Annotated in this window: 14 protein-coding genes and 1 pseudogene; 9 read left to right on the plus strand and 6 right to left on the minus strand. The window is 70.0% G+C overall.

Going from position 1 to position 21,663, the window contains the following annotated elements; translation table 11 throughout:
• Positions 1-77 precede the first annotated feature (77 nt).
• The gene (locus ACWGIC_RS35195) at positions 78-1,832 is read right to left on the minus strand and encodes an RICIN domain-containing protein (protein WP_452080249.1); all 1,755 of its coding nucleotides are present in this window, start codon (positions 1,830-1,832) and stop codon (positions 78-80) included.
• Positions 1,833-2,087: 255 nt separating this feature from the next.
• Here ACWGIC_RS35195 and ACWGIC_RS35200 point away from each other — a divergent pair, with 255 nt between their 5' ends.
• The 8 genes and pseudogenes from ACWGIC_RS35200 to ACWGIC_RS35235 all read left to right on the plus strand — a co-directional run bounded on the left by ACWGIC_RS35200 (position 2,088) and on the right by ACWGIC_RS35235 (position 11,353).
• A complete protein-coding gene (locus ACWGIC_RS35200; RefSeq protein WP_452080250.1) occupies positions 2,088-3,482 on the plus strand; it encodes an ABC transporter substrate-binding protein in 1,395 nt (464 codons plus the stop codon).
• Positions 3,482-4,429: a carbohydrate ABC transporter permease gene (locus ACWGIC_RS35205; protein ID WP_452080251.1), complete on the plus strand. Its 948-nt coding sequence runs from the start codon at positions 3,482-3,484 to the stop codon at positions 4,427-4,429. The genes ACWGIC_RS35200 and ACWGIC_RS35205 overlap by 1 nt, the downstream gene beginning before the upstream one ends.
• Before the next feature lie 10 nt (positions 4,430-4,439).
• Complete coding sequence (locus tag ACWGIC_RS35210; RefSeq protein ID WP_452080252.1) at positions 4,440-5,369, plus strand: carbohydrate ABC transporter permease; 930 nt, start codon at positions 4,440-4,442, stop codon at positions 5,367-5,369.
• Between the two features lie 7 nt (positions 5,370-5,376).
• Positions 5,377-6,444 (plus strand): ABC transporter ATP-binding protein, encoded by a 1,068-nt coding sequence (locus ACWGIC_RS35215; protein WP_452080253.1) that lies wholly within the window; start codon positions 5,377-5,379, stop codon positions 6,442-6,444.
• A complete protein-coding gene (locus ACWGIC_RS35220) occupies positions 6,441-8,321 on the plus strand; it encodes a DUF5107 domain-containing protein (protein ID WP_452080254.1) in 1,881 nt (626 codons plus the stop codon). Before ACWGIC_RS35215 ends, ACWGIC_RS35220 begins: the two co-directional genes overlap by 4 nt.
• Before the next feature lie 81 nt (positions 8,322-8,402).
• Entirely contained in the window at positions 8,403-9,179 is a 777-nt protein-coding gene (locus ACWGIC_RS35225; RefSeq protein ID WP_452080255.1) for a DeoR/GlpR family DNA-binding transcription regulator, read from the plus strand.
• A 779-nt stretch (positions 9,180-9,958) separates the two neighbouring features.
• Positions 9,959-11,029: pseudogene (locus ACWGIC_RS35230) on the plus strand (glycoside hydrolase family 31 protein); the annotation flags it as partial.
• A gap of 96 nt (positions 11,030-11,125) precedes the next feature.
• Complete coding sequence (locus ACWGIC_RS35235; RefSeq protein ID WP_452080270.1) at positions 11,126-11,353, plus strand: hypothetical protein; 228 nt, start codon at positions 11,126-11,128, stop codon at positions 11,351-11,353.
• A gap of 175 nt (positions 11,354-11,528) precedes the next feature.
• On the opposite strand, the gene ACWGIC_RS35240 is transcribed toward ACWGIC_RS35235, so the two are convergent.
• The 5 genes from ACWGIC_RS35240 to ACWGIC_RS35260 all read right to left on the minus strand — a co-directional run bounded on the left by ACWGIC_RS35240 (position 11,529) and on the right by ACWGIC_RS35260 (position 19,834).
• Positions 11,529-11,939: a hypothetical protein gene (locus ACWGIC_RS35240; RefSeq protein ID WP_452080256.1), complete on the minus strand. Its 411-nt coding sequence runs from the start codon at positions 11,937-11,939 to the stop codon at positions 11,529-11,531.
• Between the two features lie 29 nt (positions 11,940-11,968).
• Positions 11,969-14,650, minus strand: a complete 2,682-nt coding sequence (locus ACWGIC_RS35245) for a sensor domain-containing protein (protein WP_452080257.1) — start codon at positions 14,648-14,650, stop codon at positions 11,969-11,971.
• 828 nt (positions 14,651-15,478) lie between these two features.
• Entirely contained in the window at positions 15,479-15,928 is a 450-nt protein-coding gene (locus ACWGIC_RS35250; protein ID WP_452080258.1) for a DUF4240 domain-containing protein, read from the minus strand.
• Positions 15,929-16,057: 129 nt separating this feature from the next.
• Positions 16,058-16,696: a VanZ family protein gene (locus ACWGIC_RS35255; RefSeq protein WP_452080259.1), complete on the minus strand. Its 639-nt coding sequence runs from the start codon at positions 16,694-16,696 to the stop codon at positions 16,058-16,060.
• Positions 16,697-16,969: 273 nt separating this feature from the next.
• The gene (locus ACWGIC_RS35260) at positions 16,970-19,834 is read right to left on the minus strand and encodes an ATP-binding protein (protein ID WP_452080260.1); all 2,865 of its coding nucleotides are present in this window, start codon (positions 19,832-19,834) and stop codon (positions 16,970-16,972) included.
• Between the two features lie 254 nt (positions 19,835-20,088).
• Between ACWGIC_RS35260 and ACWGIC_RS35265 the strand changes: the two genes are divergently transcribed.
• Entirely contained in the window at positions 20,089-21,624 is a 1,536-nt protein-coding gene (locus ACWGIC_RS35265) for a S8 family peptidase (RefSeq protein ID WP_452080261.1), read from the plus strand.
• Positions 21,625-21,663: the final 39 nt, after the last annotated feature.

The following is a 21,663-nucleotide window of genomic DNA, read 5'->3' on the forward strand; positions in this document are numbered from 1 at the left end:
GCCGGGTACGGGGCCCGTGTTGGGCTCCTTGCGGGAATCTGATTCCCTCAAGGAGCCCTTCACGGACCTGCCGAAGTTCAGCGGCGCGGCGTGAGCTGAAGGGTCTGCTCCCCCGCGGTGCGGCCGTCGCCGACCAGGCTGCCGCTGTGGTCAGTCCAGGCGCGCGCTGGCGTGGTCTCGCTCAGCCGTCCCGGCTCGGCCGACAGCGCGAGCACCAGTCCGCTGTAGCGGTTGACCAGCCGCGTCCCGCTGTCCGCCGGGACCAGGAACCATTGCTGGGCAACGCCGGAGCCGGTGCTCAGGCTCGGCGCGGTCCCCCAGGCGCGGCCGGAGGGAACAGCCGGAACGCCCAGTGCCAAGCCGCTCGAGGCGTTGGTGATGCGGTAGGAGCCGTCGCCGACCGGGGTGAACCGCCAGTTCGCGCGGTCGCCGGCCAGCCACGAGGGCACGGACGTGGTGCCGGTGCGGCCGGACTGGGCGAGCACGCGACCGGAGCCGATCCGGTAGACCCGGCTCGGGTCGACCAACGACGGCGCCGGGGCGGCGGACGTGACGGTCACGTCCGCGTAGACGCCGTCGCGGCCGTCCGTGCACGAAATCGAGCAATAGGACCGGAAGGTCTTCCCCACGATCGTCCCGGTGGTCCGGCTCGCCGAGTCGACGAACCAGCGGTACCACGACTGGTCGCGGTAGGAACCGGTGTCGCCGATCAGCCGCCACTTCGGGTTCGCCAGGTCTTCGGTCGCATAGAACCGCTGCGGACCGGCCGAATCGACCGCTTCCGGCTCGCCGATGTACAGCCCGAGGTGCGCGTCGTAGGCGATGTTCATGACGAACAGGTCGGATTTGCGCGGCAGCGTCCCGGCGGCCACCTGCTGGGCGGCGGTGCCGGTGCGCCCCGGGTCGTAGTCCTTGTCCGGCGGGGTGTAGCCGAGCGGGTCGACGTCCGTGGGCACGAGGTTGCTTTCCTTGCCGCCGACGCCCGGCTGCGACCATCGGCCGTCGTACCACTTCTGCCACGTTCCGGTGCCCATCTTCCCGGACATCGGCGCGCGGGCCACGTGGGCGAGGCCGCTGAACCCGCCGCCGCCCTCGCCGGCCTTAGTCACGACGCGAGAGCCGTAGTAGACGTAGAAGTAGCCGGACTTCGGATCGGCGAACAGCCGCGGATCGCCGTCGCCGTAGTCGAAAGTCTGGTTCGGGAACGCCGCCGTGTCGCCGCGTTTCGTCGAGTACGGCGACGTGATCGCGTGCCCGCCGATGCGCCAGGTGCGGCCCTGGTCCGCCGACACCGCCCAGTCGATCGCGTCGTAGTGGGAGAACGAATAGGCACCGAACGGTTCGGGCGTGAACTCGTTGTGCACCAAGCCGTACCAGTAGCCGGTGTCCGGATCGATCCAGGTGCCGACGAGATCGCAGAAGTTCTTCTGGGTGTAGCTCGACCCGGCGGGCGGGTCGGTCGCCTCGCGGCCAGTGGGGCTGGTGTTGCACCGCCACGTCGTGTCGTTGTTGCGGTCGCGCGGCTCCGCCGGGTTCACCGCGTCGCTCAGTCCCTTGTCGCGCCGGGCCGAGTCGAAGTCCTTGCCGGTGTAGAAGTCCCAGACGCGCGGGCCTTCCTTGCCGTAGAGGGCGGCCGACTGCTGGAAGTGGAAGGTCCCGTCCCGGTCCAGGAACGGAGCGGCCGGGGTGTCGGTCGGGAACGGGTATTCGGCGACGGCCCCGACCGACACGGAGTAGCCGGGGTCGGCGTGCGCGGACAGGGGCACGGCGCAGGTCCCGGCGGTGAGGGCCAGGGCCGCACCGGCGGCGAACGGAGTGCGGAAGCGTGGCATAGGGCTCGGTTCCTCGCAGGCGATCGGCATCAGCAACCGACAAGAACGAACAAGTTCACACAGTCTTAGTGATCGATTTTGCACTGTCAACCCGCCATTCGACCCTCTTTGCGCAGACCAGAGGGTGTTCGTCCGCGGATCACGATGCCACGGCAAACCTCGGCTTGAATGTTGACAAGTGATTGGTAAGCGCCAAAAATGCGCAGCAACACGCACTCAGTGTGTGGTCTTTCGACCTCGATCAGGTGGTGGCTGATGCGGTTTCACAAGCTCGTGGGCTCGACCTTAGCGGCGACGCTGCTGCTCGCCGGGTGCGGCGGCGGGGACGCGGCAGACGGCGGCTCAGGGGAAAACGCGCTCCCCGGCGCGGCCGAGTTCCTTGCGTCGCCCTGTCCGGAACCGGCCGTGAAACCGGCGAGCGGCGGGAAGCTCGTGTACTGGTCCATGTGGACCGCGGACGAGCCGCAGGGCAAGGTGCTGCAAAAAGCGCTGAAGTGCTTCGGGGACAAGACCGGCGTGAAGGTCGACGTGCAGTGGCTCGGCCGCAAGGCCTACACCCAGAACCTGGTCCCCGCGCTCAACACCGACACCGTGCCCGACCTGTTCGACCAGGACGTCAGCAAGGTCGGCGCGGCGATCATGACGCCGGGCGGCACGCAAAGCCTCGACGACGTCTTCGGCATGAAGATCGGCGAAGGCGACAAGACGGTCAAGGACGTCCTCTCCCCCACCTCGTACGACTTCCCGCAGAACAAGGACCGCGAGGGGCACAGCTTCCTCGTGCCGTACGAGATCCAGTCCAGCGCCTGGTGGTACAACAAGGCCGCGGGCGGCGCGCTCGGCCAGCCGAAGACCATGGACGAGATGGTCGGCCTGTTCGACAAGGCGAAGGCGGACGGCAAGGCGGCGGTCAGCCAGGACGGCGACATCCCGTTCTACAACATGTACTACTTCACCCAGCTGGCCGAACGCTACGTCGGCGCGGGCGGGCTGGCGAAGGCGGCGCAGGACCCGACCGGACGCGCGTGGACCGACGTTCCCGGGTTCCGCGAGGCGGCCGCGCAGACCGCGCGGATCTCGAAGTACTTCATCGACGGCTGGGACGCGGCCAAGTTCCCGCAGATCCAGCAGCGCTGGGCGGACGGCGACGCCCGCTTCCTCTACGTCGGCACCTGGGCTCCCAGCGAAACCCGGGAATACCTCGACAAACAAGGCGCGGGCACGAAGATCGACTACGGCTCGTTCCAGTTCCCGATGCCGCCCGGCGCCACGCACGACACCGTGGAGCAGATGTCGATCGGCTTCGCCGTGCCCAAGAAGGCGAAGAACGCCGACGCGGCCAAGGCGTTCATCGCCTACTTCCTCAACAAGGGCAACCTCGCCGGCATCCCCGCGGTGGCCGACAACCTGGTGCCCCGGCCCGACCTCGCGGTGCCGGACGACCTGAAGCCGGCCAAGGCCGTCCTGGACGACCAGAAGAAGGAGCACGTGCTGCAATACGACGGCATCGACGCGATCGCCGGCGGCAAATGGCAGACCGACGTGTTCGACCCCGCCGACACCGCGCTGCTGAAGGGACAGCTGACCCCGGAGGCGTTCGTGGCGCAGCTCGCGCAGAAGTCCGCCGCCTTCTGGAAGAACCAGCACTGATGGCCACTGTCACGGAGGCGGCCCGGGCCGGGCGGCGGCCCGCGCTCGGGCCGCACCTCAGCCGCAAACGCAAGCTGTTCTGGCCTTTCGCCGCCCCCGCGCTGGCGCTCTACCTGGCGTTCCTGGTGCTGCCGACGATCGCGACCGTGGTGCTCAGCTTCACCAGCTGGTCCGGCGCGGGCGACACGCCTCGGCCGCAGGGCGTCGGGAACTACGTGCGGATGTGGCAGAGCGACTCGTTCCGCTACGCCTTCGGCAACACGCTGATCTACGTGTTCCTCGGCGGCATCGGCACCTTCCTGCTCGCGTTCCTGTTCACCATGGTGCTGCGGGACATGCGCGGCGGGAAGATCGTGCGGGCGATCCTGTTCTTCCCGAACATCGTCGCCCCGGTCGCGCTCGGCATGTTCCTCGGCTTCGTGTTCAAGTACCAGCCGGGCAAACAGGGGCTCGCCAACTACGTGCTGGAGCACCTCGGCGCGGACGCGGCGAAGTTCCTCGCCCCGGAGAACGTGACCGGGGTCGTGACCGCGTCGCTGATCTGGGCCAGTTCCGGCTTCTACATCACCATCCTGATGGCCGCGGTGGACCAGATCCCGCCCTACCTCTACGAGGACGCGGACCTGGGCGGGGCCTCGCCCTGGCAGAAGTTCCGCTCCATCACGCTGCCGCTCACCTGGGACGTGGTGGGCGTGGCCGGGGTGCTGTGGACGATCAACGCGCTCAAGATCTTCGAACTCGTCTTCGTGCTCGCCGGGCCCGGCACCTACGCGCCGCCGAACCGGGCGTGGACGCTCGGCATCTACGTGTTCGACCGGACCTTCGGCTCGAACGGCACGCCGGACTTCGGCGCGGCCTGCGCCTGCGCGGTCGCGATGATCGCGCTCGTCTCGATCCTCGTCGTGCTCCTGCGCCGGCTGATGCGCCGTGACGCCATCCAGTTCTGAAGGAGACCCTGTGACCGTCACGGAAACGCCGCCGCGCGGCAGTACGGCGGGCAAGCCCCGGCGCACCCCGCCGCGCCGGCCCCGCCCGGCTCCCGGCAGCCGCAGGCTCAGCCCGCTGCGGCTGCTCGGCTCAGTGGTCGTGTGGCTGTTCACCGCGGGCAACCTGCTGGTGCTGTACTGGCTGATCACCGCGTCGTTCAAGACCCCGGTCGAGATCTTCACCAAGCCGTTCGCCCTGCCGTACCAATGGTTCCACGTCGGCAAGCCGTTCCGGAATTTCGTCTACGCCTGGAACAACGCGGGATTCGGCGACGCCGTGCTGTCCACAGTGGTCTTGGTCGGGTTGGCGACGGTCGTCACGGTCGCGATCTCCGCGCCGTGCGCCTACGCGCTCACCCGGCTCGGGGTGCGCGGTTCGGGCGTGCTGACCAACGGCGTCGCGATCGGCATGGGGGTGCCGTTCCAGACCGTGATCATCCCGCTGTTCGTCGCGTTCAGCGAAATCCACCTGGACAACCAGTACGGGCTGTTCGTGCTCTACGTGGCGCTGTCGATCCCGTTCACCGTATTCCTGCTGACCGGGTTCTTCCGCTCGCTGCCGGACGAGATCGAAGAGGCCGCGGTGCTCGACGGCGCCTCGCCGGTGCGGGTGTTCGTCTCGGTCGTGCTGCCGATGGCCCGCGGCGGCGTGATCACCGCACTGACGCTCAACGCGATCGGGTTGTGGAACGAAACCCTGCTCGCGATCGTGTTCCTCAAAGACCAGGCCCATTTCACGCTGTCGCGCGCACTGTTCACCTTCTACGGCGCGGCCAGCTACCAGTCCGAGTACGGCGGGCTGATCGCCGGGGTGGCGATCGTCGTGCTCCCGATGCTGCTGCTCTACGTCGTGCTCGCCCGCCGGATCATCACCGGCCTGACCCTCGGCGCCGGAAAGTAGGACTCTGATGGCCACCGTGAGTTTCACCGACACCACCCGCTACTACGCCGGGGTCGAGCGCCCCGCGGTGGACGGGCTCGACCTCGAGGTCGCCGACGGCGAGTTCCTGGTGCTGGTCGGCCCGTCGGGCTGCGGCAAATCGACCACCTTGCGGATGCTCGCCGGGCTGGAGGGCGTGGACGGCGGCTCGATCCACATCGGCGACCGGGACGTCACCGAGCTGCCGCCGAAGGAACGGGACATCGCGATGGTGTTCCAGAACTACGCGCTCTATCCGCACATGACCGTCGCGGAGAACATCGGCTTCCACCTCAAGCTCGCCCGCATGCCGAAGGACGAACGCGAACGCCGGGTCCGCGAGGCCGCGGAGACCCTGGACCTCACCGGCTATCTCGACCGGCGTCCGGCGAAACTGTCCGGCGGGCAGCGGCAGCGGGTGGCGATGGGCCGCGCGATCGTGCGGGAGCCGAGCGTGTTCCTGATGGACGAACCGCTGTCCAATCTGGACGCCAAACTGCGGGTGCAGACCCGCACGCAGATCGCGTCGCTGCAGCGGCGGCTCGGCACCACCACGCTGTACGTCACGCACGACCAGATCGAAGCGATGACCATGGGCGACCGGGTGGCCGTGCTGCGCGACGGCGTGCTGCAGCAGTGCGATTCGCCGGTCGGGCTGTTCGAGCGCCCGCGCAACGTGTTCGTCGCGGGCTTCATCGGCTCCCCCGCGATGAACCTCATCGAGACCACAGTGGACAGTTCCGGCGCGGCGGTGGGCGACGGCACGCTCCCGCTGACCCCGGCGCAGCGGTCCGCGCTGACCGGGCCGGGGATCGTCGTCGGCGTGCGGCCGGAAGGCTGGGACATCGGCGGCGACGGCTACCGCGCGGTCGTCGAAGTGGTGGAGGAACTCGGCAGCGACCAGTACCTCTACTGCCGGACCGGGGACCGGGTGCTGACCGTGCGGACGCCGGGCATGGCGCCGTGGCGGCGCGGCGAGGAGATCTCGCTGGCGCCGCGGACCGGCGCGGCGCACCTGTTCGACGCCGCCACCGGCGAACGGCTTCCGGACGCATGAGCACGATCACCCGCACCGAACTCGTGCTCCCCGCCGCCGCGCTCGGCCCGGAGAACCCGTTGCCGCCGCTGCTCCGGAGCGAACCGGCGGCGTCGGTGGCCAATGCGGACGAACTGCCCGCGGACCTGGCGGCGAACCTGTCCTACGGCCGGCTGGACACGGTGCTGCCGTGCCGGATGCAGGACGGCTACGGCCGCGACCGCACCGAACAGCGGCTGCCCGCGCTGGTGCTGGAGAACGACCTGCTGCGCGCGACCGTCCTTCCCGGACTCGGCGGGCGGCTGCATTCCCTGCTGGACAAGAAAACCGGCCGGGACCTGGTGTACCGCAACCCGGTGTTCCAGCCGGCGAACCTGGCGCTGCGCGACGCGTGGTTCGCCGGCGGCGTCGAATGGAACCTCGGCAGCACCGGGCACACCACGCTGACCTGCGCGCCGATGTTCGCCGCCGAGGCGCCCGGCCCCGGCGGCGAACCGGTGCTGCGGCTGTGGGAATGGGAACGCACCCGCGATCTGCCGTACCAGCTGGATTTCTGGCTGCCCGAAGGATCGCGGCAGCTGTTCGTCGGCGTGCGGATCCGCAATCCGCACGCCCACGACGTGCCGGTGTACTGGTGGTCCAACACCGCGGTGGCACAGACTGCCGGGACCCGCGTGCTCGCCCCGGCCGCGCGAGCCTGGCACTACGGCTACTCCGGGCGGCTGGAACTCGTCGACGTCACCGGCGGCCTGACCTATCCCGCGCGGGCGGAGGCGGCGGCCGACTATTTCTTCGAAGTCGACGGACCGCCGTGGATCGCTGCGGTCGATGCGGCCGGGCACGGGCTCGGACAGGCGTCCACGGCGCGGCTGCGCGGGCGGAAACTCTTCGTGTGGGGCGAATCCGCGGGCGGACGGCGGTGGCAGGAATGGCTCGCGCCGGGAATGGACGGGTACCTCGAAATCCAGGCCGGGCTGGCCCGGACACAGCTCGAACATCTGCGCCTGCCCGCGGGTGCGTCGTGGGACTGGCTCGAAAGCTACGGCCCGGTCGCGGCCGACCCGGAGATCGCGCACGGACCGGACTGGGCCGCCGCGCTCGCCTCGGTCGCAGATGGACTGCCCAGCACGGGCGAACTGGACCGGCGGTGGCGCGAATGGCGCGCGGTCGCGGACGCCGCTCCCGGGGAACTCCTGGCGGCGGGATCCGGTTGGGGTGCGCTGGAAACCCGCCGGATGCTGGCGGAACTGCCCGGCACGCCGTTTCCCGAAAGCAGCCTCGGCGCGGCCCAGCAGCCGTGGCTGGACCTGCTCGACGGCGTGGCGCCCCGGGGCGAACCCGCCGCCGAGCCACCGGACACACTGGTCAACCGCCACTGGGCCGCTCTGCTCGAAGCTTTGCCCGACGAAGGCTGGCTCACCTGGTACCACCGGGGAATCGCGCGCTGGGCGGCAGGCGACCGTGACGGCGCGGCGGCGGCCTGGCGCCGGTCGCTCGAAGCGGAGCCGAACGGCTGGGCGTGGCGCAACCTCGCGGTCGCCCAGGACGATCCGGCGCGCGCCGCGGAGTACTACCGGAAGGCGGTGGACCTGCTGCCGAAACTGGCTCCGCTGGCGCTGGAGGCCGTCGCCGCGCACCTGGCCGCCGGAGATCCCGGCACCGCACGGGAAATGCTCGAACCGTGGCCGGTCGAGGGCCGGTTCGCGTTGCTCCGCGCGCGGACCTCGCTCGCGCTCGGAGATCTCGAAGGGGCCCGCGAGGTGTACGAGCGCGGGTTCGTCGTTCCCGGGATCCGCGAGGGCGAGACGTCGCTGAGCGATGTGTGGCACGCGATCTCCCCTGGCCCGCTGCCCGCCGAATACGACTTCCGGATGAAATCCGGCGGCGGGGGCGGATGAGCGCGACGGGCCAGATGGGTGAACAATGGCGCGGCGGCGGGCACGCAGGCACGGGGACCGGCTCGAAGGGAGCACAAGCCGATGGCTCGGCATGAACGGTTGAGCACACTGTTGGACCTCTTGGCGAAACGGGAGAAACTCGACGTCGAAGAGGTGGCCGCGGAGCTGAACGTCTCCGCCGCCACGATCCGCCGCGATCTGGACCACCTCGCCGAACAGCAGCTGCTCACCCGCACCCACGGCGGAGCCGTCGCGAACGACCTGGCCTACGACCTGCCGCTGCGGTACAAAACCGCCCGCCACGCCCCGGAAAAACAGCGGATCAGCGCGGCGGCCGCGGCGCTGGTGTCCAACGGCATGGTGGTCGGCCTCAACGGCGGCACCACGACCGCGGGCGTGGCCCGGGCACTGGCCATGCGCGCGGACCTGGCCGACGCGCCCGGTCTCACCGTCGTGACCAACGCGCTCAACATCGCCCACGAGCTGGCCGTGCGGCCGAACATGAAGATCGTCGTCACCGGAGGGGTCGCCCGCCCGCAGTCCTTCGAGCTGAGCGGGCCGCTGGCCACCCTGGTGCTCAGCCAGCTCAGCCTGGACCTGCTGTTCCTCGGCGTGGACGCGCTGCACCCTACGGCCGGCGCGTTCGCCTGCCACGAGGGCGAGGCGGACATCAACCGGCTCATGGTGCAGAACGCGGCCCGCGTGGTGGCCGTGGCGGACAGCTCGAAACTCGGCCGCCGCGCCTTCGCCCGCATCTGCGACATCTCCGACATCCACGAAGTCGTGACGGACACCGACGCCGATCCCGACGTCACCGCCGCGCTGAAGGCCGCCGGGATCCCGGTGCAGATCGCCTGACCGCCGGTCCCGGCCCGCCGTCCGCCGTTTCTTTCGCGGACGGCGGTACCAGCGTGCCCGAGTCCATTGAGGACTCCAGGTTTCTCGCGCGCGGCACCCCGGTCTGGCTGTCCACCGCGGGCCTTGACAAAGCCACTGCGCGATGTGCTTACTACTGCAGGTTCGAGTGTCACATTGAGCATATTCACGCAGAATAGGAGGCTCCAGTGCCTCGACGACTCGCGTACGCGGCGGCCGGGCTCATCCTCACCGGTTCCGTCGCGGCTCCCGCCTCGGCGGAACCGCTCTCTTCGATCTCAGTGCCGCGCGGTCCCGATTCCCCCGGCTATCACCTGCGCATCGACACCGCTCGCCTGGGCATCAGCCTTTCGCGCGGCGGCGAACAGTTGCTGCGCACCGCGTCCGACGCATTCACCTTCGACGGCGGCGTAGCGACGCGCGTGCGGTCGGTCTCCCGAGAGGGCGCGACCGTCGTCGCCAAGGCCGACAGCACCGCGGGCCGCCCGGTGACTTTGCGAATCACCCCGCGCCCGGACCGGTTCGAGCTGAAGTGGTCGGTCGACGGGCTCGCCGCTGGACAGCGCGCGACGCACTTCGACCTGACGACGTCCGGCCACTGGTACGGCGGCGGCGAAACCAGCGAAGGGAAAACCCAGCCGTACCCGCTTTCCGCCGGGACAGTGGACGAGCCGGAGTTCTCCCCCGCCAGCTACATGATGCAGGAGCCCTACTTCTTCACCTCGAAATCAGTCGGGCTCTTCGTCCGCACCGCGCAGCCGATGAAGGTCTCGCTGGCCGGCGGTCGCGCCGACCTGGCCGTGACGAACTCCGCGGAATACGCGAGCACGGTTTTCGTGGAGTCGAACCGCCGCGCGGTGTACGACGACTACGTCGGCGAGGTCGGCAAGCCGGCCAAGAGCGACGCGACCGACAGCGAGTACGCGAGTCCTTTGTGGAATTCCTGGGCGCAGTACTACCGCGACATCGACCAGGACAAGGTCCTTTCGTGGGCCCGGGACCTGAAAGCGGCGGGCGTCGCCGGGCACACCGTGCAGCTCGACGACAAATGGGAATCCAACTACGGCAACCTGACCTTCGACCCGAAGACGTTCCCGGACCCGAAGAAGCTGGCCGACGGAATCCACGCCATGGGCCAGAAATTCGGCCTGTGGACCACCTTCTGGATCAACCTGGACTCGGCGAACTACGCCTATGCCCGCGACCACGGCTATCTGGTGCGCGCCAAGGGAAACCCGGCCCAGCCGTGCACGGTGACCTGGTGGAACGGCACCGCGGGCATCATCGACCTCGGCAACCCGCAGGCCCGCGACTGGTACACCGGCAACCTCCGGAAGCTGATGGCGGACTACGGCGTCGACGGCTTCAAATTCGACACCCGTTTCTTCGACGACCGCTGCGCCACCACCGGGAACCTGACCCCGCAGGACTACCAGAAGCTCGGCGCGGACATGACCGACGCGTTCGACCAGCAGGGCGCGGGCATCCGCACGCACTGGGGCAACCAGCGCTACGGTTTCGTGATCCGCGCGGTCGACGCGGACACCACCTGGGACGGTCTGCGCACTTCGCTGCGCCGCGCGTCGGCGATCTCCGCCAACGGCTACCCGTTCGTCGAGACGGACATGATCGGCGGCTCGAACAGCATGCCGCCGCCGTCGCGCGAGGTGCTGGTGCGGTGGGCGCAGGCCGCGTCGCTGATGCCGCTGATGTACGCGTCGACGTCCCCGGTGACGACGGTCGACACGACGACGGGCAAACCGGTCGCCTACCCGGCCGACACCGCGAAGCTGTACGCCGACGCGGTCCGCACCCACGCGAAGCTGGCGGATTACCTGAAAACGCAGGTACAGCGGGCGGTGGCGGACGGCACGCCGATCATGCGGCCGGTGTACTTCGACTTCCCCGCCGACCATCGCTTCGACACCATCGACGACGAGTGGATGCTGGGCCCCGCGCTGCTGGCGGCCCCGATGATCACGGCGGGCACCGCGCGGGACATCGCGTTGCCGCCGGGGCTGTGGTTCGACCCGCACACCAAACGGGTCGAATGGGGCGGCCGGACGTTGCGCGGCTACACGGCTCCGTTGGATACGACGCCGATGTTCGTCCGGGTCGGGGCTCCGGGCTGGGCGGAACTCGCGGCGCGGCTTTGAACCGCTGATCCGCGGCTGTCCTGGCCGGGCGATCGTCCGGCCCGGGCAGCCGCGGTGGTCACCGTGTTCGCCATTCTGATCGCCTGGGGCGCGATCGCTCAGGTACGGCCCGCGTGGATCCCCGGAGCCGCGGCAGGCGGTCTGGCGCCCGTCCCATGCGCTGCGGCGAAGAAGCTCAGCCGCCGAATTGACGACGGAAATCGGCGGCCAGCGTGTCACCGGCCGCGTCGACCGTCCGGACCACTATCGGGTGCAGCACGATCCGGCCGATCGCGCTGGCGAGGGCGGGAACGTGCCGGGCGAACCAGTCGCGGACCCGTTTCATCGCGGTCAGATCCGGGGGGTCCGCGGTGATCGCCTCCTCCAGGTCGTCGAGCTGGGCGCCGCCGGTTTCGGCCGCGTCGGCGGGCAGCGCCGCGCGGATCTCGCCCAGCAGCGCGGCGAGGGTGTCCAGATCGGCTTGGCTGACCGGCCCGGCGGCGTGGTAGTCGCCGGCGGTGGTGACGTTGTCGTTGCCCAGCACCACTTGGCCGGAAAGGTCGTTTCCGACATGGATGGTGATCCGGTCGTGCCCTGGCTCAGTCATCGGGTTTGGCCTTCCTTGCGCGATGGGGATCAGCCGGTGCGGTGGATCGAGTGAGCGGTGATGGCTCCGCCGCTGACGGTGTAGGTGCCGGTGTAGGTCCGCCGGGTGTGGTCGGTCTGCACCGCGGTCAGGTCGACGGTGACCACGTTGCCCTGAACTGCGACGATCTTCAGCTCGTCGTGGTCGGTCCCGGCGAAACCGGCGACGAACTGGCTGTACGTCTGGTGCAGGTTGTCTCCGCCCAGCGTCCACGCCTGCTGGTAGCGGTGGGCGTTGATCGCGTCGATGTAGCTGCGCACCACAGCGGCCGGCCCGGTCGGCGGCGGTTCCCCGGTGCTCGATGCCGGGCCGGTGGCCGGAGCGGTCGCCGGAGCGGGTTTCGCGTCCGGGTGCAACGCGGTGACGTTGCTGATCATCCGGGAGAGTCCTTGCGGGATAAGGTAATCGAGGCCGGTGAGGGAGCCGACCAGGCTGTTGCGGCCCATTCCCTCCGCCATCGCGTACACGTAGTCGCCGTCGAGCACATAACGCGGATAGGTCAGGCCGTACAGGTCGTAGCTGCTGGCCGTGCGCAGCAACGGGGTCAGGCCGACGGTGAACCCCGGATGCCCCTCGAACGCGGCGTCGCTCAGCGGTGCCCCGTGCTGGCTGTCCAGTTTGCCGCAGCCGGACAGCACCCGGCGCACGCCGGTGAAGAACTCCGACGCGGCGGCGGCCGAGGGAAACTGGTAGATCGCCTGGTCCACGTAGACGGCCTGCTGGCGGTCCGCATCGGTGGCATGGCTGTTCGCGGCGAACGCCGACTCGCCGAAACCGGGCACGAACGTGGCTTTCAGCAGCAGCACCGACCAGTCGGTGCAGCTCATCGCGGCCAGATTGTGCTGGGGCTGTGCCGTGCTCAAGGCCGCGCCGCTGGTCACCTCGCTGCCCGCCGCGACCCCCATGTCGTCGGGGAACGAGGACTGCGGCACCAGCGCGGAAGCCAGCTGGGCACCGGTCAGCTGCGGTGCAGTCGCCACCGCGACCGGCCGCTCGGAGGTCGCAGTGGACGTGGCGGGAGGCAGGAAGGCTTGTACGCCCAGATAACCAGCCCCGCCGACGACCGCCGTCGCCACCCCGGCGACGGCGAGTTTCGTGCCCGCCCCGACCCCGGCCTTCACCCCGAACACCGTGCCCTTGGCTGCCCCCGCAGCGCTTTTCGCGCCGACCGCTGCTGTCTTCGCGGCAGGCGCGGCCACGTGCGCGCTCGCGTGCCCCGCGGCATGCGCAGCCGAGCCGGTGATCGCGTGGGCGTGCTGGGCCACCGTGATCTGGGCCGTCTGGCCGAGTTCATGCCACACCGCCACCGCCGCCCCGATCGCGGCCGCTGCGGCCACCCGTTTTCCGGTCACCAGGCTGCGAATCCCGTCCTCGTGGGTGAGATACGCCAGTATCGACCGGTTTCCGGCGCGCTCGGCGGCGATCTTCCCGCGTCCGAGGATGCGCTCCCACGCGTTCAGCCGCAGCGAACACGCGGCGAACGGAGCAGCCGCCTTGGCCAGCTGTGCGCCCGCCCCGGCTACTCCGGCACCCACAGTGACGTCGATGACCGCACCGATCAATTCGGCGTGCTCGGCTACCAGCTGCGGTGCCAGGTTCGGCGAGGCGAGCCAGGACAGCAGGCCAGTGGCCAGACGTTCCGCGGTCTCCGGCGGGATGGCCGACTCGGACGGGAGCGCGTCGGCGACGCCGGGGGCCATCCGGTAACCGCAGTCGTCCTCCAGCACCAAGCCCCGCGCGGTCAATTCGGCCAACGCCGCGGGCAGCGCAGCCGCGTCACCGACGAGCCAGGGCATGACCTCCGGCGAGAGCACTGGCGTCCCGGGCAGGTTCAGCAACGCCATCGCCTCCCTCGCGGGTCCACTCAGGACTGTCAGCACCCGGGGCAGCAACTCCTCCAGGCTCGCGGCCCGCGCCAGCACCGCCTCGCCGTCGGCTCCGGCAGAGACCGCGCGCAGCAGCAACAGCGGCAGACCGTCGCTGGCCTGCCACAACTCCGCCGCGGCGGCCTGTTCCTCGGCCCGCAACGGCCGTCCCAGCGCAGTGGCCAGCAGGGTGCGCGCGGACTCCTCGGTCAGACCAGTCACCGGGAGCGCCATGCCGTCGTTCCACACGCTGCGCTCGGTGGCCGTGCACACCACCGTCGCCTCGGGCATCCCGTCCAGCAGCACGGCCCGCTCGTCGGCAGACCGATCGAGATCGTCGACCAGCAGCAGCAACGGCACTTCGGTCATCAGGCGGCGAAGTTCCGCCGGGGACGGGCGGTAACCAGGAGCCTCGTAACAGGCCTCGAACACCTCCTGCAGCAAATCCGCGACCTCCCGCCCGCGGGCAGGCAGGAAGACCACGTCCGCACGATCGCCGGCCAGTTCTCGGGCGGCATGGCGCAGCAGCGTGCTCTTGCCCGCGCCGGGCACCCCGTACAGCTGCACCAGATCGTGTTCGGCGACCGCGGCGCGCACTGCGGCCAAATCCCGCTCCCGGCCCACCGGCGGGACCGCCCTCCGCGGCAGCAGCCGCGCACCGGGCCGCCGCTCCGGCCGCGGCTGCTGGCCCGGCGGGACGACGGTGACCACTGACTGCTCGGCGTAGACGGTGATGTTGTGGTCGCCGACCACCAGCTGCCCGCGGAAATCCCCGGCAACCTCGACGTGAGTGCCTGAGTCGACCACCCGTCCTCCCTACCGCTCCCCAGCCCTCGACCGGCTCGCACACGAATGGGTCGCCGCCCGTGCGGCGGCGTTACAGAGCTAGACCAACCGGATGAAGATCCGTCGCCTTGCTGGGCCGAAGAGAGGAACGCGCCTCGCGCCGTGAGCACCGGGATTTCGTTGCGGTGGCCCGAGATGTCTTCCCGCGTCGGGCCGACCGCAGGTTTCACTGCCGAGGAGAATCGGCTGAGGTTTTCCCAGCTGCGCTGGATGGTGGTGCGCCGGTCCCCACCGCCGCGCGACCGCGAACGCCGACTTCCGGGCAAGTCCCGGATCGCGACGCCGATTCACAGATTCTCGAGGTGCGTTTCGAATGTAACGACCAGTTCGATCTGCAGCCGCAGCGACTCTTTCGGCGACGCGCGAAGGATCGCACGTAATCGGGACGAGACGTCGTAGGGAACAGTGAGATCGTCCCGTCGAAGCACCGCCTGCATCTTGGGGCGGACATGCTGCCAAAGCGAGGCGTAATGGGCCCTGACCGGCGTCGGCACACGGTAGCGCGCATGAATATCGACGACGCTCGCGGCGAGGCGGGCGACGACGCCCTCGGGGTCGTGGAGGACGACGCCGTCGAGAAACGCGTAACCCCAGGACTCGTCGCCGACTCGATTACCGCGAGAAGGTCGGAATCAGGCCGTGCGGTGCCGCGGGCCACCGAACCGCCCAGCAGCACGCCGCGCAGGTCAGGATCGGCTTTGAGTTCGACGACCAGTGCTTCGAGGACGCTGCGATGCGCGAGCGTAGGAAACCGGATGTTCGGCACGACTCTCCTGGAGCACAAGGAAATCAGCTCCAGCCGTCAGGATTCGACCCCGTCTCGTAGTCGACGGGACTGACGTGCTCCCATTCTTTTCCCGTCGAACTCTCGTAGGCGTGTTGTGCGACGTAGAGCAGGAATTCCGCTTCCGGCCCGCCGTCCCCGGTGTACCGGCGGAATTTCTCCGGGTCTTCGAGAACCGAGCGGTAGGCCCGCTCCCCCGCCAGCACCACCGCTGCCCGGCAGTAAAGGAAGGAATCGTCGGACAGGGGCAGCCCGGTGGCGGCGGACGGCGTCGCGGCGAGTTCGGACCGGTCCAGGTCGTACAGAAGCCGGGCGAGGATGTCCTCGAAGCGCTTGATCTCCGCCTCGCCGCGCTTGCCGAGTTCCTCTTCCAACGGAGCGAAAGCGGCCTGATCCCGCGCCGGAGGGTCCCGCCGCACCAGGGAGACGAGCGTCCAGAACTCGCGGTCGTCCATCAGGGCCCGTCCTTGTCGCGGCGTCCGGTCCGGCAGGGCTTGCCGACCCGGTGATCGAACTCGGCCAAGGTAAGGCTTGCCCGTCCGTTTGTCGACGAACGGGCTGACGCCACGGACCGGCACGACGCGCTAAGTCCCGTCAGGGGCACGCGAGTCCGCGCTCCCGGGCTGAACTCTGGCGGGTAAATCCGGCAACCCGACAGGAGGAGCCGATCCAGGGGTCACGGCCTCGATGCTCGTGCGCGGGCCGGGGATCGTCGGAGGAACTGCACACCAGAGACTGCGAGTCAAGCTCGCGCTGGCAGTGGCACCGATCGTGTTCAGCAGCACGTCGTCGGTGGCGCTGACCCGGCCGGCGTCCAGCACGTACTGCACCGCTTCGATCCCGATCGAGACGAGCGCCGCGGCCGCCGCTACGCGTGCGACTGACTGCAGCCTGGGCGACCGCACCGAGACCAGCGCCGCGAGCGGGGCCAGCAGAACCAGGTTGCCCGCGATCTGCCAGCCCGCGTCTTCCCCCAGATTGGCGATGTCCTGGCCCGGAAGCAGATGCAGGGTGCGGCCTTCGGCGTTTCCCACGGGCGCGGTGACCAGGACGGCGACCAGCCCGCAGCAGAGCAGGATCGCGGTGTCGATCGCGGCGGTGAACGTCGCGATCGGGACCGGCAGGCGCCGGCTCCGGCGCACCGCCAGCACGACCCACAGGATCTGCGACAGCGGCAACGCAACGACCGTCACCGGAATGATGCGTGCGACCACCGAGTCCATCCCGCACCTCTCCCCTGGGCACCCCTGGCAAGATCACCTTCGCATCGGTCGGGAAGAGTGTCTTGTCGTCGCGATCACCCGACCCGGTGGGGGCCGCGCCCCGGCCGTGGCGCCGAATGCCGTGTCTTGCAGCGGTTTGAGCCAGCCGAGGACTCGGTGACCGGTTAACGCAGTTACGCCGGTCGTGTAGTCGAAATGACCCGAGCTCAGCGCGGTCCCGTCCGCTGCCGCTCACCCGAAGCCAGGCACCCGCCGATCAACACGACCCGCGGATCACCGTGCCGCGGTGGCCAGCTCGCCGCGCGAGGCGACCTTGAGTTTCCGCAGCACGCTGGCGACATGCTGTTCCACCGTGCGCCGGGACAGGAACAGCACCTCGGCGATCTCCCGGTTGGTGTGCCCGTCCGCGAGAAGCCGGGCGACGTCCTGTTCCCGCGGGGAAAGCTCGTTGCCGTAGCCGCGTCTTCCGCGCCTCGACGGGGCCACCGCGCCGGTCGCGCGGTGGGTGTGGCGGCAGCGGGCGGCCGCCCGGGTCGCGCCGAGCCGGGCGAACTCCTCCGCCAGGTCGGGGAACGACTCGGCGGCACCCGGTTCGCCCGTCGCAAGCCTGCTTCGCGCGAGCTGTTCCCTGGCCAGTGCTGCCGGATACGGCGCGGGCAGCCGGTCGTAGCCTTCGCTCGCTTCGTGGAAGAACTTCACTGCGTGCGCGTGGTCGCCATGATGTGCGGAAAGGAGGCCGTGACATACCAGCAGCGCGACGGCGGCGAGGGGTGCGTCGAGGTGGCGCACCTCCTGTTCGGCCTCGTCGGCCAGCGCGGCGGCGGCCCCGGTGCGCCCGACGCGGCAGTACGCCTCGACGGCGACCGGCAGCAGCTCGCCCGACCAGGCCCAGATCCCCTTGGCGCGCAGCAATTCCAGTCCGCGGTCCGCGCGCGCCGCGGCTGCCTCGTGCTCGGAGTGCGACAGCAGCATGCTCGCGATCCCAGTGTGCGCGGCGAGCACCACGGGGGTCACCGCGTTCTCCGGTTCGTCGGGGCCGACCGCCGCGAAATGGGCGGCGGCCCGGTCCCGTTCGCCGCGGGCGGTCGCCAGCAGCCCGAGCACGAGGGAAAGCTCCCCGCTCATCGGCAGCAGCTCCCGGTGCTCCGCCAGCAGCGCGCGGGCCTTGTCCTCGAGCCCGTCCCACCTTCCGGTGAGCCAGTCGGCGTGCACGCCGGTGGAGCGCGCGATGCCGATCAGGTACGGCGCGCCGCAGTCCGACGCGAGTTCGATCGCGCTGCGCACCATGCTGCCCGCGCGCCGGTAATGGCCGATCCACGCGCACGCGTCGGCGACATTTGCGTGCAGCCGGGCCAGCTGGCGTTGCTGTTCGGCCGACGAGACCGCAGGCGAGACGGCGTCCATCGCCGCCAGCGCGTCCGGGTCGCCGATCTGGAGCCGGGAAGGAAGGCTGTTCGCCAGCAGCGTCAGCACGAGGGTACGATCGGTCGTGTTCGCGACGGCCTCGTCCGCCCGGTCGAGCCAGCGCAGGTGCTCGGCGACCGGCGTGGCCCCGAACCACGGCTGGCCCAGCACCGCGATGCCGCGGCCGGCGAGATCGGGCCGGTGGCCGAGATCGTGCACGGCGAGCTCGATCTGGGTGCGCGCCGCCTCGATGCTGCCCGCCTGGCGGATCAGCAGCAGGCCGCGGCTGAGCCGGATCTGCCCGCGGTGGGTGCGGGAAAGCCGGTCGTCGGACAGCAGCCGCTCCAGCGCGCTCGCCACTTCGTGCTGGGCGGTGCCGTAATTGGCCAGTTCGCTCAGCTTCACCGCCATCCGGTCCACATCGGACGAATCGAGTCCCGGTTCCGACAGCAGGGTGCACAGCAGTTCGGTCGCGGTCGCGAGATCGCCGGCCGACGTGGCGGCGTCGGCGGCCGCCTCGGCGTAGTGCCGCGCGTCGGCGAGCGCGCCTGCCTTCCTGCTGTGGTGGGCCAGCTGCGTCAACGGCGCGGGATTCTGGCGGCAGAGCAGGGAAACCGCTCGCTTGTGCAGCTCTTGCCGATCGGGGCCCGGGATAGTGCCGTACACCGCCTGTCGCGCGAGCGCGTGCCGGAAGCCGTAGTGAAAGTCCGCCAGTTCGACCAGCGCGTGCCGTTCGAGAGCGAGCACGAGGGCCTTCCTGGCTCGCTGTGGCGGCAGCCCGGCCAACGCACCGAGGAGTTGCGCGGACGCGGGCACGCCGAGCACCGCGGCAGTCTCGGTAATTCGTCTCGCGGGCACGGGAAGACCGGAGAGTCGTTCGAGCACGGCTTCGCGCAGCCGCGTGGGCACGCCGACGCCGTCGAGGATACGGCGCACAGTCAGGCGATCGGCGTGCGCGGCGGTCTGCGCGTCCAGCGTGCGCACCATTTCCTCGATGACGAATGGAATTCCGGAGGTGCGCTCGTGCACCAGCGCGGCGAACTCCGCGGACACAGTTTCGCCGAGCAGTTCGCTTGCGAGCAGCCGGGTCCCCTCGACGTCGAGGGGCCGCAACTCCAGCAGCAGGTTCGTCACGCCGGCCGCGGGCCGGAAGGCGCTGCCGAGCGCGACTCCGCCTGGTGCCTCCTCCCGGCGGTAGGTGAGCAGCAGACTGGTGTCCCGCGGCGGTTCGGCCGTGAGAAACCGCAGGAGCCGACGCGATCCGTCGTCACACCAATGCACGTCTTCGACGACCAGCAGCACCGGCCCGAGCGCGTCGAGCACCTCGCGGACCGCTCGGAAGAGCCGGTGCTGGTCGGCACGGCGGTCGCCGAGCGAGGGCGGGGCCTCGGGAAGGTGCGCACCGAGTTCGGGCAGGTACGGGCGGAGCGCCCCGGCGACGCTGGTGAGCGGCCGTGCGTCGGGCAGGTGCCGGCCGGCGTCGCGCAGCGCTTCGAGCACCGCGCCGTACGGGAACGGCTCGCGCATCGCCTGCCCGCACCCGGCGAGGACCCGGCGGCCGGTCAGCTCGCGGCACCGGAGCGATTCCGCGACCAGCCGGGTCTTCCCGACGCCCGCCTCGCCCTCGACCAGCACGACCGACGGCGGCCGGGTGCTGGCCGCCACGAGCGAGCGCAGCTCCTCGGCGCGGCCGACGAGCGCGGCGGCCCCCGCGGCGGCGTCGTTGCGCACCATGGCCTCCCGATTCCGGAAAAAGCCGCACAGCACCCAAACCATCCTTCTCGTGAACGGAGTTTAGGTCGCGGCGGATGCTCACGGAACCCGCACGGCCGGTTACCGGACTTTCGTAGGACGGCAGCGCGGCGGGCAATAGTTACGTAGTCCTACGGACCGCAGCCTCGCTTGTTCGGACCCGGCGTCCCGCCGAAGAGTGGTGCTTCTGTGGCTCTCCGTCACAGGCAACCGACGAGTTTCGGGGTGAGTTCCAGATGCGCAGGAAGGCAACTACGGCACTGGCGCTCGCCGTGTTCGGCGCGACGGCGCTGGGCACGGCGGGCGTGGCACAGGCGGCCGAGGGCACTGTGGTGCCGGCCAGACAGCACTACGGCGACCAGTACATCGTGGCCCTCAAGGACGCTTACAGCGGGCAGTCCTCGGCGGCTTCGCTCACGCAGCGTTACGGCGGCGAAGTCCGCTCCACGTACTCGGCCGCCATGCACGGGTTCTCCGTGCGCGGGATGACCGAACAGCAGGCGCGCCGGCTCGCCGCCGATCCGGCCGTGCGCACCGTCTATGAGGACGGCACGGCCAAGGTCGCCGACACTCAGCAGAACGCGACCTGGGGCCTCGACCGGATCGACCAGAAGAGCCTGCCGCTCGACCACAGCTACACCTACCCCAACACCGGCGAAGGCGTCACCGCCTACGACCTCGACACCGGGATCAAGCCGGACAACCCGGAGTACGAAGGACGCGCGAGCGTCGGCAAGGACTTCGTCGGCGGCAACGGCATCGACTGCAACGGGCACGGTTCGCACACCGCGGGCACCATCGGCAGCAAGTCCTACGGCGTGGCGAAGAAGGTCAAGATCGTCGCGCTCAAGGTGCTCGGCAACGACTGTTCCGGCAACGGCCCGGACTCCGCCGCGGTCGACGCGATGGAGTGGGTCACCGCGAACGCGGCCAAACCCGCCGTGGCGAACATGAGCCTGACCATGGACCAGGTCGGGGTCGGAGACGACGCGATCAAGAAGTCCATCGCTTCCGGCGTGGTCTACTCCGTCGCCGCCGGGAACTCCTCGGCCGACGCGTGCAACACCAGCCCGGCACGCGTGCCGGAGGCGATCACGGTGAACGCCTCCGACGAGAACGACAACCGGGCGTCGTTCTCGAACTACGGCTCCTGCACCGACATTTTCGCGCCGGGCAACAACATCACGTCCCTCGGGCTGTCGAACGGCAGCTCCGCGAACATGAGCGGGACGTCGATGGCCACGCCGCACGTCACCGGCGCGGCGGCGCTCTATCTCGCCGCGAACCCGGGCGCCACCGCGCAGCAGGCGCGCGACGCCCTGGTGGCCGGGGCGGTCGACGGCGTGATCAAGAACCCGGGCAGCGGTTCGCCGAACAAGCTGCTGAACGTCTCCTTCATCGGCGGCACCGGGCCCGCTCCGAAGTGCGGCGTCAAGTCGAACACCGCTCCGGTGGCCATTCCGGACGCCGGCGACGCGGTGACCAGTTCGGTGACCCAGGACAGCTGCGACGGCAAGGCCTCGGCGACTCTTCCGGTGAAGGTCGACATCGCCCACACCTACACCGCGGACCTCGCGGTGGACCTCGTCGGCCCGAGCGGGAAGGTGTACTCGCTGCGCAAGGCCGGCGGGGTCGGCGAAGCGACCGGCGTGCACACCTCCTACACCGTGGACGCCTCCGCCGAATCGGCGAACGGCACCTGGAAGCTGAGTGTCAAGGACGTCAACCGGTTCGACACCGGTTCGATCGAAGGATTCTCGATCACCTTCTGACCCGGGGAGGAGGAAACGGTGCGCCGCGGTCCTGACGGC

The organism is Amycolatopsis sp. NPDC054798 (assembly GCF_053611505.1).

What these genes read in the sequence shown, in the direction of transcription:
- ACWGIC_RS35250 (WP_452080258.1), bottom strand. Translation starts at nt 15,928, where the DNA reads ATGGACGACCGCGAGTTCTGGACGCTCGTCTCCCTGGTGCGGCGGGAC.
- ACWGIC_RS35260 (WP_452080260.1), bottom strand. Translation starts at nt 19,834, where the DNA reads ATGGTGCGCAACGACGCCGCCGCGGGGGCCGCCGCGCTCGTCGGCCGC.
- ACWGIC_RS35215 (WP_452080253.1), top strand. Translation starts at nt 5,377, where the DNA reads ATGGCCACCGTGAGTTTCACCGACACCACCCGCTACTACGCCGGGGTC.
- ACWGIC_RS35220 (WP_452080254.1), top strand. Translation starts at nt 6,441, where the DNA reads ATGAGCACGATCACCCGCACCGAACTCGTGCTCCCCGCCGCCGCGCTC.
- ACWGIC_RS35200 (WP_452080250.1), top strand. Translation starts at nt 2,088, where the DNA reads ATGCGGTTTCACAAGCTCGTGGGCTCGACCTTAGCGGCGACGCTGCTG.
- ACWGIC_RS35225 (WP_452080255.1), top strand. Translation starts at nt 8,403, where the DNA reads ATGGCTCGGCATGAACGGTTGAGCACACTGTTGGACCTCTTGGCGAAA.
- ACWGIC_RS35240 (WP_452080256.1), bottom strand. Translation starts at nt 11,939, where the DNA reads ATGACTGAGCCAGGGCACGACCGGATCACCATCCATGTCGGAAACGAC.
- ACWGIC_RS35255 (WP_452080259.1), bottom strand. Translation starts at nt 16,696, where the DNA reads ATGGACTCGGTGGTCGCACGCATCATTCCGGTGACGGTCGTTGCGTTG.
- ACWGIC_RS35195 (WP_452080249.1), bottom strand. Translation starts at nt 1,832, where the DNA reads ATGCCACGCTTCCGCACTCCGTTCGCCGCCGGTGCGGCCCTGGCCCTC.
- ACWGIC_RS35265 (WP_452080261.1), top strand. Translation starts at nt 20,089, where the DNA reads ATGCGCAGGAAGGCAACTACGGCACTGGCGCTCGCCGTGTTCGGCGCG.
- ACWGIC_RS35205 (WP_452080251.1), top strand. Translation starts at nt 3,482, where the DNA reads ATGGCCACTGTCACGGAGGCGGCCCGGGCCGGGCGGCGGCCCGCGCTC.